The sequence below is a fragment of the Malaciobacter halophilus genome, from assembly GCF_002837275.1.
Classification (GTDB): domain Bacteria; phylum Campylobacterota; class Campylobacteria; order Campylobacterales; family Arcobacteraceae; genus Malaciobacter; species Malaciobacter halophilus.
This window is the reverse complement of the sequence record NZ_NXIF01000026.1, coordinates 71502-90563: the sequence shown is the minus strand read 5'-3', so window position 1 is coordinate 90563 and position 19062 is coordinate 71502. Positions and strand designations below refer to the sequence as shown.

Genomic DNA, 19062 nt, shown 5'->3' with positions numbered 1-19062 from the left:
TTCAATTTCCTGTACATTTCGATTTTATAAGCTCAAACATTGGTCTAAAAACTTCAAAATATGATGCTTCAATATCCTTGACAGCTATTTTGGCAAATTGTGTTTTATCCCCTTTAAAATGAACAATTTGAGCACCACCAGGTTTTGGTTGAATTTCAAAATAAGAATCTATATTTGGTGCAGTATAAAAAAGATGTTCTATTCCCATTCTAGATTCATGAGCATAATGCGTTTTACTTGGTTTATCAGATATAACTTGTTTTTCAATTGCTTCTATCTCAGGTACAGGAAGCAAAAAAGCAAATAAATTTTTCGTAGGATTTTGAACACATAAGCCTTTATATGGATCATTTACAATAAAATTCCAAGTATCGGTTTTAGATTTTAAAACATTCCATTCATTGTATGCTTCATCAAAATCAAACATAGCAAATGCTGGTCTTTGGTTTAACTCATTGTGAATTCGTTCATCTTGAAATAATTGCTTTAGATAAACGCAATTAAAAGCATAAATTGGGATAAAGGGCATAGGTTCTTCTGCATATAATTTTTGCCAAGCAACTTTTACTATATCAGGATCTGTACTGCCTTCTGTAAATAAAACAGGAAGTTGTTCAATGTTTATATTTCTTAGAATACTTAATATCTGTTCATTTTCACTGTATTGAATCATATTTGAAGAGAGCTGGCTTATTGCATAATCTTTCGTAACATTTCTGTTTTTAACTTGATTACTTTCAAAAACAAACATTCTAATTTTTCTATTATCATAATTTACCAAAGTAATTGCGCTATGGCTACTCATTAAAACATGATTGTTTTTTGAAGTAGTGTTTGTTATCTCATATACTTGTTCCAAAAATTTAAATTGCCATTCTGGATGCAAAAATGCATCTGGTTCATCTAGCAAAGTAACACTCTCTAAATCTTTAAAAATCTCCATAATGGTGTATATATAAATAGATTGAAATTGACCATCACTAAAATCTAAAATATTCCCGCTCAAACCATTGTTTAGTTCTAATGGAATTGACATACTTTCTAACATGCCAAGAGTTTTTAGATTATCAAATTGATTAAATAGTTGCTTCAATGTATAGCCACTAAATTCATTTTGTATTTTTTCGATTTCAAAATATAAAATATATTTATCATCTGAACTCAAATAACCTTCGGTTACAGTCACACCACCTGGTGTACTGGTTTTGCATAAAGATATTTTGGTTAAAAAATCTTTCACTAACCCATCAGCTTTCCAATATTGATCACTTTCATCATTATGCTCTATATTAAATGAATCAGTTTTTGCATATTTTGGACGCTTTAAAACTAATTTTAATATCGGTTCTGTTAAGTCACTCTGTCCAGGCTTTTGCATACCTAAACGGTGTATTCCTAATTGATTAACCAAAAATTCTCTAGCTTTATTACTTTCATTTTGCAGTAATAAAACTGACAATAAAATCTCCTTGTATTCTGGACCAATCCTAATAAAAAATCTACTATCATCAACAGTAGAATTTTTAATTCTCTTACCAAAAGATGATTCATACTGTTCTAATAGATACGATATTTGTTTATTATGCCCTGAGTAATAAACTATGATATTATTTGGAAATGGAGCTTGACCTAAAGTTACTTGAGGTCTTCCACCAACATATCTTTGGTTATTTTCCCATTTGATTTCAATTTCCTGCCCATTCATCTCATATTTAATGATATAGTCAAATAAAATCTCTGCATCTTTATGTAAATGATGGAAAATCTTTATCAAAGCCTCAAAAAAGTTAGATTTTCCAGAGCCGTTTTTACCTACAAATATATCGATAAAACTACTTCCATCAAATGTTATTTCAAAATCTTTTAAATTTTTGTACTCCTTGATAAAAACATATTTTAATCGCATTTTATTTTCCTAAATTCGACATGATGGCATTTAGTAGTTGTGTTTGTTTTGATGAGCTGTTTTCTATCTGTTTTTCAAGCTCATCACATAAAGCCATAAGTTGATTTATTTTTTCTACGATTCTTTGTTGTTCGTTAAATGGTGGCAAAGGAACTATTGAATTGATAATTTTTACTCTTGAAATATTTGGTTGTGCCGCACCAGCTCCTTGAGAGATAAAATACCCTTTGAGTGAATCGATTAAAAATTTTAAAAACTGGTTATTGATTTTACTAAATGTTTGACATGCACAAATCGCTTGATTTGTTGTAGCTTCAACTTCTAATATTCCAACTTCTCCAATATTAGCACCATACATTGCTACCAATACAGAACCAACAGGATTAAGACCAAGAGAACACTCATCTAATGCTTTTTGAGTAATTGTTTCTTCAGTATTTTTAATAAGCCCTTGTTTTACTTCTCCAGATTTTACCCATGGAATATCTCCTCCATAATAAGCACTATTTGTACGGCTTGGTGTTGAACCAGACTTCCAAAGACCAAAATCATTGAGATAAACCCATTGCCACCCATTTGGCAAATCATAAGGAAGTAACTCTGACTTAATAGGCTCAAGTGATTTTACTTTATTGGCTTTTTTCTCTTTTTCAATCTCTTTTAACAGCTCACTTGCAGGTTGGTCATTTGGATTTTGTGATACAAGTTTGCCTTGCATAGCAAGTTGTAAAGTTAATTGTTTTAATTTAGCAATATTTTGTTTAGTAGAGAAAAAATCATTAAAGTTATTTGAAAAAATTTCCATTGCTTTATCTGTATTTTCGAATGCTTGAATTAGCTCTGATTTTAGCTGACTTTGTACCTTCTGAAGCTCTAATTGCATATTTTCATATTCACTCACAAGTTCCACTGGGTCTTGGTGGATTATCTCTTCAAAGTGAGGATTTTTACAGTCAAAGTTATAGTTTCTCTCTTCAAGCTCTTTTACACTTACTTTCCAAGCATTTTTTGTAACTTTTCGCCCCTTACGGCTACTTCCACTCCACCACTCTTTTTCTAGGTCAAACTCTTCTATTGTTAATGGATTTGATCTTGAGTATGATTTGTATCCATCTGGATATGGGTGCTCAAAAAACCACACCTCTTTTGTCGGTCCACCTTTTTCAAAAAACAAGATATTTGTATTGATACTTGTATATGGGCTAAATACACCTTTTGGAAGTCTTACTATCGTGTGAAGATTGAACTCTTCAAGAAGCTCTCTTTTTAGAGTGGTTTTTACCCCCTCACCAAATAAAAATCCATCAGGAAGTACCACTGCTGCTCGTCCACCGTCGTGCTTAAGTAGGTGCATAATAAGAGCCATAAAAAGGTCTGCCGTTTCCCTTGTTTGGTGCTTTTTAAGGAAGTTTGACTCTATACCGTTTTCTTCCATCCCACCAAATGGTGGATTTGTAATGATGATATCTACCCTATCTTTAGGTCCATAATCTTTGTATGGTCTATCGCCTAAAGTATTTGTATGTCTTATGTTTGTAGGTACATCGATACCATGAAGCATCATATTTGTCATAGCAAGCATATGTGGAAGTGGTTTTTTCTCTATCCCATGAATAGAGTTTGACAATATTTTTGTATCGTCTGGAGTTTTTACTTGCTTTTTGAGATGGTCTATGGCACATGTCAAAAATCCACCCGTACCACAAGCTGGATCCATTACTGATTCCCCAAGTTGTGGGTCTATCATATCTACGATAAACTGAGTCACGGCTCTTGGTGTGTAGTATTCTCCTGCATTTCCTGCCGATTGAAGGTCTGCTAAAATCTTTTCATAAATATCATTAAATAGGTGTCTATCTGTAGATGAGTTAAAATCTACATCCTCTTCTATAGTGTTGATAACTTGTCTTAGAAGTGTTCCTGATTTCATATAGTTGTAAGCATCTTCAAATACTGTACCTATAACTCTTCCGTATTCTGATACTCCAGCGGTGTTAGCTAGTTTTTTAAGAGATGGGAATAGGTCGTTGTTTACAAAATCTATAAGCTCATCGCCTGTGATACCCTCTGGATTTTTTGCCCAGTTTGACCATCTGAAACGATTTTGAAGAGGTGATTTGTAGTTTGGTACTGTTAGCTCCCATTCTTGCTCTTTGTCATCAAATATTTTAAGAAAAAGTAGCCAAACAATCTGACTAATTCTTTGAGCGTCTCCATCAACACCCACATCTTTTCTCATAATATCTTGTATGATTTTTATCAAAGTTCCAATAGCCATTTAATATCCTAATAATTTAATTTTATGCACAGTAAAGTGCTTGTTCTAAGTCGTGAATTGCTTGATTGTACTGTTCAAGTCCACCAAAAGCTTTGATGATTTCTATAGGTGTACCAATATTTGTAAAAGGTGAAACAGTCAAAATCTGAGTTTGTTCGATTTGTACGATTCCCTCATCGGCATATTTATCAAGAAGAGCTTCAAGAACTATTCTTGCTTTCTCACCGTACTTTGTGAAGTAATTTTGTTTTTTTACTTGCTCGGCTCGCTCTTTTCGTGTAAGCGGAGGCATATCCCAAGCTACATGACAAAGTAAATCAAACGGGTCACAATCTTTACCCACTTCATCGGCAAGTGCTTCGAAAAATATCCCTTGATTTGATAGCTCTTCGATAATGGCTTGCTTCTTCTCCGATTTTGTCCATTTTGTCAAAAAATCATCCAAAGATGCGAACTCTTTTGAGAGTGTTTTTTTGGTGTAATCTTTTAAAGATTCTGTGATAAGTTTTCCATTTGCATCAAAGTATTGAACTCTCTCAGCTGCTACTTTTACTTCAACATTTGAAACAACATATTTTCGTACCTTTGAGCCTTCTTCATTATTATTACTATCATCAAATGTAAAATCATTGTTTTGTGGATTTTGTTCATCTTGATTACTTGTGTTTTCTGAATTCTCTTCTGTCTCATCATCAGGTGGTACTGGTGAGTCATCAGGATTTTTAGGGGTATAAATTTGTACTGGTTCACCATCAAAATCTGGGTCTGCAAATAGTTCTGTCGCTTTTTTGAAGTCTATGACAGTGAAATAGTATTTGTTAAAATCCTCATTTATTCTAGTTCCACGACCTATGATTTGTTTGAACTCCGTCATAGATTGAATTCTTTGATCAAGTACTATGAGCTTGCATGTTTGAGCATCAACTCCTGTAGTCATAAGCTTTGAAGTAACTGCTATAACAGGGTACTTGCTCTCTGGAAAGATAAAATTATCAAGCTCTGCTTTTCCTTCTTCATTATCTCCAGTAATTCTCATGACATATTTATGGTTTTGAGCTACAAGGTCGCTGTTTTCATTTACAAGAGCTTGTCTCATTCGCTCTGCATGATCTATATTTTCACAAAAGATGATTGTTTTATCAAAACGATTCGTCTGTCTTAAAAAATCACTCACTTTTTTGGCTACAAGTTCGGTTCGTTTTTCTAATACTAAAGTTTTATCAAAATCTTTTTGGTTGTAGATTTTATCTTCTATCTCATTTCCGTATTTATCCACCATACCTTTGTCTGGTCTCCAACCTGCAATATCTTTATCTATATCAATTCTAACTACTTTGTAAGGAGCTAAAAATCCATCTTCGATACCTTGCTTGAGTGAATACGTATAAATTGGATCGCCAAAATAGTCGATATTTGAAACTTCTTTTGTCTCTTTTGGTGTAGCTGTAAGACCTATCTGAGTAGCTGATGAAAAGTAACTCAATATCTCATGCCAAGCTGAGTCTTCTGCTGCACTTCCTCTATGACACTCATCTACTACAATTAAATCAAAAAAGTCAGGGCTAAATTGTTTATAGATATTTTTTTCTTCATCGTTGCCTGTAACTGCTTGATAAAGAGAAAGATAAATTTCATAAGATTTATTTGCTTGTCTTTTTTGGATTTTTGTCATCGCTGAGCCAAATGGTTTGAAGTCATTGGTCATAGTTTGATCAACCAAAATATTTCTATCTGCTAAAAATAAAATCCTCTTTTTAGCTCTTGATTTCCATAATCTCCAAATAATCTGAAAAGCTGTAAAAGTTTTCCCCGTACCTGTTGCCATTACCAAAAGGATTCTATTTTGACCTTTTGCGATAGCCTCTATCGTTTTATTGATAGCTAAAAGTTGATAATATCTTGGTGTTTTTTTACTTCCATCACTATAGTAATCTTGAGTGATTAAAGTGTTTTGTTCTTCATCTAAGCCTTGATTTTTTGTCCACATATTCCATAGTGTTTCGGGAGAGGGAAATTCATCTAAACTTATCTCTTTTTCTAAAATACCATCTTGTGCTATTTTGTTGTGAAAAATAAATCCATCACCGTTTGAACTAAATACAAAAGGAACTTGAAGAAGTTCCGCATAGCCAAGACCCTGTTGCATACCATCACTCATAGAGTGTGTATTATCTTTTGCTTCGATAACGGCTATTGGAATATTCGGTTTGTAAAAAAGTACATAATCAGCTCTTTTGTGTTGAGCTCTTGCATGTAACTTTCCTCGAACAATTATTCTACCTTTTGTAAGAGGGAATTCTTCTAATATTTGAGTATAGATATCCCATCCTGCACTTTCTAATGCTGGAGTGATAAATTTGGTACAAATATCTCGTTCTGTTAAATTTTTCTTTGACATACCACAAACCTAAATTATTATTGTTTTTTATATTATCATATCTTGCATAAAAGCGTTATTTTTTAATCTATAAAGATGATTGATAATCTTTAATAATAGTTTTAAAATAATTCTTTACGCGATATTGGCTAATACGATTAAATATTACTTCCCACAACTCTTGCATATTGACCCGAAATCCTACTTTTTTACCATCAATGATATTATTTTCAATTATGTTGTTATAAGTTGATGATATTTCTTCAAATAATTCAAACCTATTAACATTTTCAGAATATACTTTATTTTGATTTTTTGTTATTAAAAATTCATAAATGTGCTCAAAAGAGCATGGATCTTCTTCAATCTTATTTTTATGAATGTAATCTACAAAATCATTAAATACCTTTAAAATTTCATTAAAAGAAAAAACATTTTCAAGTAATTCTTGATTTTTATTATTGTATCGCCCCATGCTTGCTGATTCAAATTTATGTCTTAAAGAACTTTGTAATTCTATGTCTTTTACATTATCTATTAATTTTGCCAAATAATCTTTTCTTCTAAATAACTCAAATAGCTTTTGATTATTAAGTTTATGACTTTTTTTAAATTCATTATCATACAAATATTCTAAATTTAAATCTTTTTCAATCGATTGAATATATTTGATTTCTTCGTTAAAATCGTTTTTATGGTTGGTTGTAATAAACTCCCTTGTCTGAAGTTCATTAGCTTCTATACTTCTTTTTAAGTCTTCACTAATGGTTTGATTTGCTTCTGATTGCTGTTTTATACTTTCCCAAGTTTGTTTGATACTAACTCTTTGAAAATATAAACTTACAATTATTGTCAACAATATAAAGCCATTAATATGTCCAGAAAAGAAATCACCAACTTGCCCATATTTATCAAGACCTGAAGCATTCATAAAGTCTTGATAATGATTAAATCCTATAAATATAAAGCTTGATATAACGACTAAACCCATTATTGTAGGAATGATAATTAGGATAATTAATAAAAATGATGTTGATTTATTTTTCATTTCATAAGCCCTCTTATTTTATATATGATTTGTTTTCGTACATCAAAATTATAATAACTCTCTTTACTTATCCGTTTACTTATGTCATATTGATTACTCAAGATAAACTTGAAAACATTGATGATACCTAAATCCTGTTCTTGAAAAACATCCCTTAATAAGTTTGACAATAATGTTGCATCTTTTTCTATTTCAATTTGGTCATTATGAATTTGAAGTTTAATGACATCTTGTTCATCAAAATAAAATCTTAGACGCATATTATTTTGATTTATTTGCTCTAGTGCAGTATCTAAATAATAAAATCTTTCAAAAAATGTAATTATAAACTCAATATCAAAATTCTCGAAGGATAAAATACTGTCCGTTGTATTCTTATTTTCATGATAAAAAAATAGACTTAAAAATTTTTTCTCTAAATTAATATTTGAAGACTCTTTAACCTCTAATTTAAACTTATATCCATTTATTTTTATGTTATCAAAAAATTTTTGATACATATTAAAATTTTTTTGATCTAAAGAAACTTTTTTTAATCTTTGTAAAGCAAGTGCTTTCCCACTAAATAAATACGAATCTAAATTAATGTAATGTAAAAGTCCATACAGTGGATTTTTAGATATATGATCAGCTTTTATAATTTTTAAATTCTTATTTTCATTATTAGTGTAATCATATATAGTCAAACACATCTTATTTCTGTCATTATTTAAATGAATATACGGTGAGTATTTGACATCTATAATTTTGTTCAAAGGTTTTATCATTTCACGGAAGTATTTAGGTTCCTTTATATATGGTAGTAAAATTTCAATTTGTTCATTTTCTTCAAAACTACTTTCTTCAAGCTCTTGCTTTTTTAAGATTTCACTTAATGAAAATGTTGTGTAAAATGAATACTTCTCAGTTCTATGAAAAAAAATATCCTCTAAATTTAGAACTTCATTTTTCATATCAATTTTAAAAAAATCTAATAACAATTTAGTATGATTATTAGTATTCCAATTATCTTTATAAGAAATTTTTTTTATATTATCTTCTTCCAATAATTTTCTAACTTCGCTAAAATCTTTAATATTCTCATTTACGTATTTATCAAAATTTTTCATAATAATCACCTACTCAAAATCCCTGTCTTTTAAGTTCTTTCGCAAACTCACTCATACCTTGTTCAATTTTTTGCATCGCTTTATGATTACTAACAGGTACCAACTGAACCATACCATTTATAAAGTTAGTTTTAAAGATTTGTTCTGTTTCTTTGTGAATAACCATATCATCATAGTCTTTATAAAAATCATACTCTTTTACAAACTCTTCTTGCATCACTGTTTTTACTTGTTCCATAATTAGTCCTCCTTGTTTAGTTTATTTTTTACATATTCACTTAGACTTTTGATAGTTCCATAGCCTAAATGTTTTTTTGAAATATTTGTAAGGGTTACTCCAAGATTATGAAGCTCTTTGATTTTATCTTTGTCTTTATCGTAAATACTACTTTGAATAGTACCTTTTGGTTTTCCTAGTTTTATTCCCTTTGCTTTTCTAGCTTGTAGTGCTTCTTTTGTTCTTTTGCTTATAAGATCACGCTCTAGTTGTGCAAAAGCTGAGAATATATTTATTTGAAAGTCTGTAAATGGATTTTGTTCGTTTGGTTTTATAAAAAGCTGCTCTTTTAATATATGAATATTTACCCCATGGGCTATGAGTTGATTTATAATAGTGACAACATTTACAACACTTCTTCCTATACGACTAAGTTCAGATACTATTAGATGATCACCAGCTTGTAAGTTTTTAAAAAGCTCATCTATTTTTCTATCTTCATCTTTTTTGCGACTACTTATTTTCACTTCTATAAACTCAACTTTACCAAGAGAAGTTTTATTTGCATAGTTTAAAATTGAGTGCTGTTGATTTTGTAAATCTTGTTGGTCTGTGCTTACTCTTATATACCCTATAGTTTTTGCCATTTTTACCTCATTTACTTGTTAAGGTAATTATAGCATAAATAGTTTTATATTTTTACTAAATAAATATACTTTTATTAGTAAAATTAAAGTGTTATTTAATGAACATTAAAAAGTAAATAAAAGCTAGATTTTTAATATTATTTATTAAAATGAAGATTCACAAGTTCACTCAACTCTTCATCAGTTAATGATTCTTTATCATTTTTTGAATATATTGAGATTAGTATAATCTTTTCTTCTACTTGCTTATATATAATAATTCTAAACCCACCACTTTTCCCTGTGGGAATTGAAGAGTTTTTAACCCTTTTCTTATAAAGGTCACAACCTAAATATACCCCTAAGTCTTGGTTATCTAAAATCTCATTTACAGCTTGTTTTAAATCTGTCTTTAGAAGTTTATATTTTTTTGATAGTTTTTTAGCCTCTTTTAAAAAGTTATCACTATATTCAATCATCCAGTTGATCCCATAATGTATCTATTGAATGAGTTCTATTATCCTTTACATCGTTAAGACCTTTTTTAATAGAAGTTAATATTTGTTTAGCTTCAACTTCTTTTAATGCCTCTTTCATAGATTCATACTCATCTTTTGATATAACTACTGCTTCAACTCTGTTGTTTTTTAATATAGCCAGTTTATCTACACTATGATCTTTAATTTGTGTTAAGTATGTTCCAAACTTCTTAGCAAATTCCGAAGATGGGATTAATTCATTCGTTCCATATGTTACCATAATATTTTCCTATAAGTTTTCCGTAATATTTTGTAGATTATAGCATATATACTTATATTTACAAATTAAATGACTGTTATATTTCTGTTTGATTACAAAAACGAAGCACTTTAATACTCCTAACGATTTTAGTGCAAATATGCTAAAAATATCTCTTAAATCTGTTGAGATTAATTTTTTTAAAATAATTTGTGCTGTATTTTTTGTTTTTGATAGATCTTGAGAAATAAAAACGAAGCACTTTAATACTTCCAAAAAAGTAATTCAAAATTATCACACCATTTAATGGTATGAAAAATAGATGTTTTCGTATCACATGAAGTAATTTATTTTATTGTCGAATTTGTGCTAAATAGTACTGATATTTGCAACAAGTTAATTAATAGGTTTTCAGACTATTGGTACATAAGGGAAAAAACTTACCAATATAATATCCATTCCGTAATTTATTCTCTTATTAAAAGAATTATAGATACCTTAAATTATTTAATATAGTGTCTTGGTCATTTATTCTTCTTTTTTGAACTTTTTTCTTTTAATAGTTTTATTAAATTATTTTTTGCTTCTTTTATTTTATCAGAGAATAAAATATTTGGATTTCTTGAACTTTTGATTCTCTTTTCATTATTCTCTTCTGTAAAAAAATCTTTAAACTTTTTATTTTTATGATACTCTTCTAAAATATCTAAATAAATATGTGAAACTTGATTAAATTCACCTATATGCAAAATTAAATCAGGTTGCAAATCTTCATATGCTTTTCTCAAAGGTCTATCATCAGTATATAGGATAGGAAATAAATTTGATGAATTCATTATTGATGGAAGAGTACATATTAACAAGTCTCTTGCTGTATTATTTAAGTCATTTATAAAGTCTGTTTCGTTGTTAAAATTTCTTACTTTTCCAAAAAAACTATAATTATCATCTTTAAAAAACAGAGACATTAGTTTAAGTACTCTAAATCCAATAGGTAAGTCATTATTTGTAAGAGACTCAAGAACATGCCTTTTTCTTTTAACTTCTTGTTTTGTTGTAAATAAAGCTCTCGCTTCTAAAATGTAAATTAATGATAATTTATTAATATTGTAATATCTAAATAAACTTTTTGCCATGATGTTAAGCTCTTTTATAAAATTGTTAATATATTTTTCTTCATCTTTTATTTTAAAATGTAAATTTTTATGAACTACACGTACATTTTGAACCAGACCAGCAATATTTTTATCTTTTTTATTTAAACGATAATTATCTCCATTTTTTTCATATCCTTCAAGAAGTTGTTCTATTAAGTAAGGTGAAGGGTCGTAATTTAATTGCTTGCTCTCAATATGTTGAAAACTATCGCAAAAGGTTCCTATTTTGTTGGTAAAATACGTTTCTGCCTTGCTTACTATATTACTATCAAGCATTACAGTATAATCAAAAAGTTTAGGTACTGTACTTATATTTTGAAGTGTCTCTTTATTTATTGTATGAATACCTTTTTGTCCTATAACTGGGACAAAAACTCCTTCTATAATACTTTCTGGGAAAATTGTTTTAAATACATAAGGAGAAGAACTTTTATTCTCATTCACGACAATACTAAGGTCATACTTCTCAAAAACATGAGCATATTTACGTAGTTTCTTTATAAGATAATCAGTGGTAACGCTTGAAATATTTGAAAGATCATCAGATAAGTCTTCAATAGTTAGTTCTTCTCTAGTATATTGAGGGAAAACAATTGCAGAAGAACCATTGTTTTCATCAATGTTTATGTCAAAACCTATTTCTTTAAATTCTTTTTTTCTGAAATTAAAACTGTTAATAAAGTTTTTTAAAATGTTTAGCATTCTTATCCTTTTTAATATAATTTTATTTTGGAATTCTATTATACTTTTTTGTTGTATAAAAAAAGTGTTACAGATTGCAATATTTATTTTGACTTATAATAAAAAAGAGTTAAATTGATCTGACAACAGAAAGTTCTGAGCAGTCTCTTTCTAAAGTTTTAAAGTATGAAACAAAATTAGAAAGTTTCATATATTGGTTTTATAACCCTTATGTAGAGGTATAATTTGTTCCCAAAAGTGTTCAAGAAATAAAGTTTATAGATTTTCTCAAACTTGGACTTTTTGAACAACAAATGTCAATTTTAAATATATATGTAGTTACAAAGATAGATATTTATTAAAAAATTCCTTTGCTTTACTTATAACAAAACCTAATGCCTCCATTTTCTAAAAGATACAATAAAATTTATTTATAGTCTACTTTGGACTATGCTTAGAGTATCCATTTTCATATCGATACTTTGCAAGGCTTAAAAGTGCACCAACTACGACTAAAGTAATTGCAATTGTTTCTAATATCATATTTAACTCCCTAAAAAAACTCTCTTATTGATTCTCTAAAAGTTTTATTATATGTTGCAAGAACTGCTGCAACAATCATCATCAAAATAAAAAATGCCGCATCTTGTTCACCTTTGGCTAAAGTGAAAATAAATAGTGCAATTAAAAGAAGTAAAAATGGCATTTTTCTTTCCTTTACAAATTAATTTAACACTATTTATTTTATCAAATTTTAGTTAATATTTTTTTATATCTAATAACTTTCCATCTTTCATAACTAAATATTTATAGCTACTACTTTGAGGATTTTTAAAGCATTTAAAGGTAAATTCATTGATATTTGCAGTTGCACTGTTTTGAAGATCACAACTTGATTTTAATACTTTGATCATTGATGCTAATTGCTCTTTAGCTTCATCTGTAAGCTCTTCTACACCAGTTTTACCAAGGTAAGTAACATCTCCATCATTACACTGTTTAAAGTTATGTATTGTAGAGTTTTGCATTAATGTTTTTGTAACACTTGCATACTCACATCCATCTGACTCAATACCGTTGTATGATGTTTCATATTCTAGTTGGCCAACTGATTTATATGTATCGTTCTTTGATGCAAGGGTAAAAGTAGCTAAAGCTTTTTCAACATTAAGGGATGAGGCTAACTTTTCATTAAAGCTATTGATTACACTATCTTTTGATACCTCTTGAGGTTTACTTAGGGTTTTTAAGGGAATAGTATCTACTTTAGCTTTTTCAAACGATACTCTTTTTGTTTTTAGATATTCTTTTGCTACTCCTTGCTTATAATCAATCTTTGAGCCATTGTGAACCAAGGTAAACTCTTTAGTTGGATTATTTTGGTTCTCACACCAGAAGTAATCCCTATTCATAAAGATATTTACACTTCTATTCTCTCTTAGTTTATTTAGTCTTACAAAGTAGTAATCATCTATACTCATCTTTTTATAAGAGCTTGGTGCATTTGCTACATAAAGCTTTCCACCATTTATAGAACAATACTTTTGAGCAAAACCTATTCTTTCATATTTGTAATCAAACTGGCCACTCTCATCTACTCTATAAGCATCTTTTGCAGTTGGATATTTATGAGTATAGCTTTTAAACTCATCATTTACTAGCCATAGCTTAGAACCTCTTTTTTGAGGCTTATCGTGGATTATATGGTAGTATCTTGAATAGGTTTGCATATATCCACCACCTATCATATTGTTTTGTTGCAATTCAATATTATCTCTCATATATTCAATCTCAAAACCATCTTTAAGTGATGCACACTTATAAAAGCCATCATAATGCCCAAAACCTTGAGATCTCATCTCATTTTTATATCCAAGATAATTAACACTAAATGCAGTTGGTAGTGAGTTTATGGTTTTTATAGCTTGATCACCATAGATACCGTTTCCACCAATTGCTTGACAATACTCTTTAGCATCATCAAGAACTTCCATAACATCACCTGCATCCCTTGTAGCAGGTACCTCATTTTTAGTTCTATACTCTATGATAGTTTGGTGAGGTTTTTCAGCGATGATATTGTATTCATATACATCACTTGTATTTCCTCTTTTTTTAACAATATAATCTTTAAAACTTTTAATATCTTTTGTCATCGGTACAGATGGTTGAGTTCCTGCACATCCAGAGAAAAGAACCGTTGCTGCAATTGATCCAATTAGTAAAAGATTTTGTTTTTTCATATTCATCCTCTTTTAATTATTTGTAAAAACCTAGCAATTGTTTTTCAGTAAAACTCATATCGTCTGTTGGCATACCACCTTTTCTATCATCTCTAAACCAAGCAAGAGCAAAAGGCAACCAAACAACAAGACTTACAATTTCATTTGAAGCTAATCTTGAAGCAAGAGCAACTGCATCACTCCAATTAAAAATAAGTGCATAAGCTAAAAAAGCAATAGTTACAATTGAAAGGAATAGAATATATCCTACAATCATTCTTACAAGTACAGTTAATAAGTAATCTTTTATTACCCCTAACATATTTGACTCCTAAAAACTGATTTTGATTGTGAAAGAGAATTTGATAGCTTGTAGAAAATAAAAATAGCAGCTTACAAGTTCAAATACTCTACCACTTTTATAATAGTTATTATAAAAAAGCTTTACTTAAATTATATTTCACTATAGGGAATTTTATTAATTTTTACTATTCATTATAATCCTTTAAAAAAGTTATAGGATTTTTTACATAGAAAATATAAGAGAAATCTCACATGAAGAGATACAACAACTACATAAAACAATTGCTAACAATGTTAAAACTATAAGAAAACAAAAAAATATCTCACAACTTAACCTTGCATATTCTATTGGACATAAAACTGTTAGTACAATAGCTAAAATTGAAGCAGGATTAGAAAATAAACATTACAATATCGAACAGCTTTATAAAATAGCAAATGTACTACAAGTTGATATAAGAGATTTTTTTATACTTTCAAAATAATTCTGTCTTACACTATTCACTGTCGTTCATATATAATGTGATTTAGTCCCCTGAAAGGGACATTTTATTGGTAATAATATATTAGTTGTTTTTGTCCCCTAGAAAAAAATGCTTACTAAAACACTTCTTTAAAATCCCTATTTTAAGGACTTTTATAAAGATGCTCAAAAAAAATCGTTACTTGATTTTACAAGTTTTATGTAAAATTTGTCCCTTGAGAAAAAATCATTACTCAGATAAATACAATTTTCCCTTATTTATGGGCTTTATCCAATTTAGCCAAAAATTTTCTTTACTCAAACAGCTCTTTTTTCATTGTTTTTCAATTATTATAATTTAAAAACGAGTATATCTATTTTAAAAAACCTTTTGTGATAAATCTACTACTAATTTTTTTCAATAAAAGTATTTAAAATCTGCTATTATTTTAATCAATATTTTAATTCTTTTATAAATAAATTTATCCTCTTTTAAAAGCTTTAAAAAGTATAAAAAGTGCTCCAATTACAGTTGAGTGTAATTAATGCACTTTTTATGTAAATTTAAAGGTAATCTTCCTTCTCTTTTGTCAATATTTTTACTATTTTTTCAAACAGTTCTAGATCTTCATTTGTCGTATTAAACTTATCAATAATCTGTCCATAAGCAAATGCATCCATTATATTTAATTCTGGATATTTTCTTTGTAGCTCATACACTCTATCATTCTTCCTGCAACGACTCAATCGCTTTTTAAACTTGTCATTATATAGCTCAAAATATTTGCTACTTGAATACTTTAATCTTTTTTCTCCCTCTGGAGTCTTAGGGTTTATGATGTTTTTCATAAATTTTATTAGCATACCTCTTGAAACTGCATAGCCTCTGTAAAGATGTTCGAAATAAGCTTTTTTCAACCAACTCTCAACTCTTTTTTCATTACTGCTTTTACTATTTTCAGCTTTGATCCCATCAATTTTATCCATTTCCTTAACAATCTTTTTTAGTTCCTCTTCTTCTTGCGTAATATCCCAAATAATACCAGTAACAGATGCTATTGGATCATCATTTGTAATATAAGGGCGTTTAAAATCATAATCTGAAAGCTTATCGTAGAGATATTGAAAAGCTTTTTTTGAATACTTGTGTATGTCTAATAGTGATTTTCCTTTACTCATTGTAATAGCTCCTTTCTATAATATTGCATCAATGTACTTTTGTGATGCCGCTTGTTGTACTTTTACATATCTGTCTGTCATTTTTATATCCGAATGGTTCATTAACTCTTTAATCACAAATGCATTTGCCCCACTTGAGGATAATAAAGAACCAAAAGAGTGTCTTAAAGTATAAAGGCTAACTTTATTTATACGATCGTTAGGCTCTAATCCCTCATTAAATAATTCATTCATAATAGGTTGTATTTTATTTCGAATGGAAGTATGCGTAATATGGGCATTTTTATCAATTTTAGGACTTTCTCTAAAAAATAAATACTCATTAGGCTTTAAATCTTTAATCCAGTCATAAAGAGTTAACTTTAACTTTTCATGAATCCCTACAGAGTATTTAGTATTCTTTTTCAACTCCATAAATGAGATTTTATGATATCCCATATCAATATCTTTTCTTTTTAGATTTAATATAGCCTTTGGTCTAGCACCTGTTGCAATTGCAATAAGAGCAAAAAGATATGCTTTAGGGTTGTGCATTAAAGAACCAAGTAGCAAATCAATTTCTTCTTTAGATAATATTCTTTGTCTTGCATTATTTAGTTTCAATAATTTTACTTTACTACAAGGATTACTTATATCTATAACATCTTTTTCTATTGCATAATTGATAATTGCACGTAACTGTGCTAAATAATAGTTTACTGATGCGTTTCGATAACCTTCTTTAACCAATTTTTTCTTAAAAGACTCAACTTCTTTAGAAGTTAGATGATTAATATTTTTCTCACCAAAAACTGGATCTATTTTATTTATATATTTTAAATATGCATCTCGATGATTTTTAATATCTGATTTTTCATCAAAATACTTATCAGCAAGTTGTCTTACCGTAATAACTTCTTTTTGTTTTCTTTTTTTAATATAAAGAGGTTCATCAGAATAAGAGACTTCAGCTAAAACTTTTCTTCTTTGAGCTACTGCATCCCTTTCAGAAAATCCATTAGATTTTTTACCAACACATTTCCATATTTTCTTACCATCTAAATCTTTGTAACTATAGTAGTAAGAAATATCACCGTTACTTAATGTCTTTTGATAAACACCTGTATGCTTTTTTGATTTAATCATTTTCATAATCTACCTCCAAAAACTACCCTAAAACTACCCTAATTTTAAAAGTAGTGAATTTTTGTGGATAGAAGTCGACTTACTATCTATGAAAATTTTAATGGATTTAAAGCACTATTTCAAGGGGTTTTTGAGGTTATGAAATGTTGTGAGACGAAAAGATATTTAATGATAATTTCATTGTTACTAAGCGAAACAATGATTATCAATCATTAGAATCATCAAATAGTTCCTTATGATATTTAGCCATTTTAGCTTTAACTTCTGTTAAATGATTAGGTGAAACATTTTCATCAACACTCCACTTAACCTCATCAATATGTCCTCCATAATCTGAACCCAATTTTTCAATTGTAATAGAGAACTCTTCTAAATCATTACAGTTTTCAACTCTTCCATCAACTGTATCTTTTAATTGAATGAACCAGCCACCTATTCCATTCTCTTTTATTGTTGCTTCAAATATCACTTTCATTTACTGCCTTTTCATAAAAGCATATTATATCAAAGAAAGAATAAAACTGAATAAAGAGGAGTTAATTAATAATAGTTATTACTATTCAGTTGAACAAAAGCTTTTAAAAATTATAATTCCAATAACTATTATCAAAAAAGGACAATAATGTTAAAAAAATTAGCTTTAAGTGCAGTTGTACTTGCTTCATCTTTACTAGCAAGTTCAGAAGTAAATGTATATTCGCATAGACACTATGATACTGACAAAAAACTATTTAAAATGTTCGAAGAAAAAACAGGAATTAAAGTAAATGTTGTTAAGGCAAAGGCTAGTGCTTTAATCAAAAGAATTGAAACGGAAGGTGAAAAGTCACCTGCTGATGTACTAATCACAGTTGATGCAGGAAGATTATATCAAGCAAAATCAAAGAATCTTTTACAGCCAATAGAGTCTGAATATTTACAAAAAACTATTCCTTCTCAATTAAGAGATAAAGATAATCAATGGTTTGCATTGACAAAAAGAGCAAGAGTAACAGTATATAAAATTGGTTCAGGAATGGATAAAAAATTATCTACATACGAAGATTTAGCAGACCCAAAATTTAAAGGTCAGATCATGGTTAGGTCATCAAACAATATTTATAACCAATCTTTAATGGCTGCAATGATTGCTCATCATGGAGAAGAGTATGCAATAAAATGGGCAAAAGGTGTAGTTGCAAATATGGCAAGTTCTCCAAAAGGAAATGACAGATATCAAGTTAAAGCTATTGCAAATGGAATTGGTTCTATTGGGATAGTAAACACTTATTATATAGGTAAAATGGTAAATAATAAGGATTTATCACAAAAAGAGTCTGTAAGAAAAGTAAAAGTATTCTTTCCAAAATTTGAAAATGGTGGAACTCATATTAACGTAAGTGGTGCTGGAGTTGCAAAATATGCACCAAATAAAGAAAATGCAATAAAATTTATTGAATTCTTAGCTTCAAAAGATGCTCAAGAACTATTTGCAAAAGCAAATTATGAATATCCAATTTTAAAAGGTGTAGAATCATCTGATTTAGTAAAATCATGGGGAACTTTTGAAGATGACCATATATCTATTAATACTTTAGGACAAAACAATAAAGCAGCTGTTAAAGCTTTTGATATAGCTGGTTGGAAGTAGTAT

At 28.9% G+C, this 19062-nt stretch carries 18 protein-coding genes; 2 read left to right on the top strand and 16 right to left on the bottom strand.

Translation table 11 applies throughout. The features are described 5' to 3' along the window. Position 1: 1 nt before the first annotated feature. From CP960_RS06945 to CP960_RS06890, 13 genes are all read right to left on the bottom strand, one after another. Entirely contained in the window at positions 2–1906 is a 1905-nt protein-coding gene (locus CP960_RS06945; RefSeq protein WP_101184691.1) for an AAA family ATPase, read from the bottom strand. A 1-nt stretch (position 1907) separates the two neighbouring features. Next, on the bottom strand, positions 1908–4184 hold the full coding sequence (locus CP960_RS13915; RefSeq protein WP_114815590.1) for an N-6 DNA methylase: 2277 nt from the start codon (positions 4182–4184) through the stop codon (positions 1908–1910). Between the two features lie 22 nt (positions 4185–4206). Continuing rightward, positions 4207–6582 carry an EcoAI/FtnUII family type I restriction enzme subunit R gene (gene hsdR, locus CP960_RS06935; protein ID WP_101184690.1) on the bottom strand — a complete coding sequence of 792 codons (2376 nt, stop codon included), beginning with the start codon at positions 6580–6582 and terminating at the stop codon, positions 4207–4209. 67 nt (positions 6583–6649) lie between these two features. After that, positions 6650–7609, bottom strand: coding sequence for a hypothetical protein (locus tag CP960_RS06930; protein ID WP_101184689.1), 960 nt, complete (start codon positions 7607–7609; stop codon positions 6650–6652). Further along, positions 7606–8718 (bottom strand): hypothetical protein, encoded by a 1113-nt coding sequence (locus CP960_RS06925; RefSeq protein ID WP_101184688.1) that lies wholly within the window; start codon positions 8716–8718, stop codon positions 7606–7608. Before CP960_RS06925 ends, CP960_RS06930 begins: the two co-directional genes overlap by 4 nt. 13 nt (positions 8719–8731) lie before the next feature. After that, complete coding sequence (locus tag CP960_RS06920; protein WP_101184687.1) at positions 8732–8956, bottom strand: hypothetical protein; 225 nt, start codon at positions 8954–8956, stop codon at positions 8732–8734. 2 nt (positions 8957–8958) lie between these two features. Then, the gene (locus CP960_RS06915; protein ID WP_101184686.1) at positions 8959–9582 is read right to left on the bottom strand and encodes a recombinase family protein; all 624 of its coding nucleotides are present in this window, start codon (positions 9580–9582) and stop codon (positions 8959–8961) included. A gap of 137 nt (positions 9583–9719) precedes the next feature. Continuing rightward, entirely contained in the window at positions 9720–10040 is a 321-nt protein-coding gene (locus tag CP960_RS06910; RefSeq protein ID WP_101184685.1) for a type II toxin-antitoxin system RelE/ParE family toxin, read from the bottom strand. Further along, positions 10033–10320: a type II toxin-antitoxin system Phd/YefM family antitoxin gene (locus CP960_RS06905; protein WP_101184684.1), complete on the bottom strand. Its 288-nt coding sequence runs from the start codon at positions 10318–10320 to the stop codon at positions 10033–10035. The genes CP960_RS06910 and CP960_RS06905 overlap by 8 nt, the downstream gene beginning before the upstream one ends. 503 nt (positions 10321–10823) lie before the next feature. Beyond that, complete coding sequence (locus tag CP960_RS06900; protein WP_101184683.1) at positions 10824–12158, bottom strand: hypothetical protein; 1335 nt, start codon at positions 12156–12158, stop codon at positions 10824–10826. 532 nt (positions 12159–12690) lie between these two features. Further along, complete coding sequence (locus CP960_RS13735; RefSeq protein WP_162919097.1) at positions 12691–12843, bottom strand: hypothetical protein; 153 nt, start codon at positions 12841–12843, stop codon at positions 12691–12693. A 52-nt stretch (positions 12844–12895) separates the two neighbouring features. Continuing rightward, complete coding sequence (locus CP960_RS06895; protein WP_101184682.1) at positions 12896–14380, bottom strand: hypothetical protein; 1485 nt, start codon at positions 14378–14380, stop codon at positions 12896–12898. Between the two features lie 16 nt (positions 14381–14396). Next, positions 14397–14681 carry a hypothetical protein gene (locus CP960_RS06890; RefSeq protein WP_101184681.1) on the bottom strand — a complete coding sequence of 95 codons (285 nt, stop codon included), beginning with the start codon at positions 14679–14681 and terminating at the stop codon, positions 14397–14399. Between the two features lie 199 nt (positions 14682–14880). Between CP960_RS06890 and CP960_RS06885 the strand changes: the two genes are divergently transcribed. Next, on the top strand, positions 14881–15147 hold the full coding sequence (locus CP960_RS06885; RefSeq protein ID WP_322866674.1) for a helix-turn-helix domain-containing protein: 267 nt from the start codon (positions 14881–14883) through the stop codon (positions 15145–15147). 542 nt (positions 15148–15689) lie between these two features. On the opposite strand, the gene CP960_RS06880 is transcribed toward CP960_RS06885, so the two are convergent. From CP960_RS06880 to CP960_RS06870, 3 genes are all read right to left on the bottom strand, one after another. After that, positions 15690–16304 carry a hypothetical protein gene (locus CP960_RS06880; protein ID WP_101184680.1) on the bottom strand — a complete coding sequence of 205 codons (615 nt, stop codon included), beginning with the start codon at positions 16302–16304 and terminating at the stop codon, positions 15690–15692. 15 nt (positions 16305–16319) lie between these two features. Then, the gene (locus CP960_RS06875; RefSeq protein WP_101184679.1) at positions 16320–17435 is read right to left on the bottom strand and encodes a tyrosine-type recombinase/integrase; all 1116 of its coding nucleotides are present in this window, start codon (positions 17433–17435) and stop codon (positions 16320–16322) included. 199 nt (positions 17436–17634) lie between these two features. Beyond that, positions 17635–17904 carry a hypothetical protein gene (locus CP960_RS06870; protein WP_101184678.1) on the bottom strand — a complete coding sequence of 90 codons (270 nt, stop codon included), beginning with the start codon at positions 17902–17904 and terminating at the stop codon, positions 17635–17637. 147 nt (positions 17905–18051) lie between these two features. Here CP960_RS06870 and CP960_RS06865 point away from each other — a divergent pair, with 147 nt between their 5' ends. Then, positions 18052–19059, top strand: coding sequence for a Fe(3+) ABC transporter substrate-binding protein (locus CP960_RS06865; RefSeq protein ID WP_101184677.1), 1008 nt, complete (start codon positions 18052–18054; stop codon positions 19057–19059). Positions 19060–19062 lie beyond the last annotated feature (3 nt).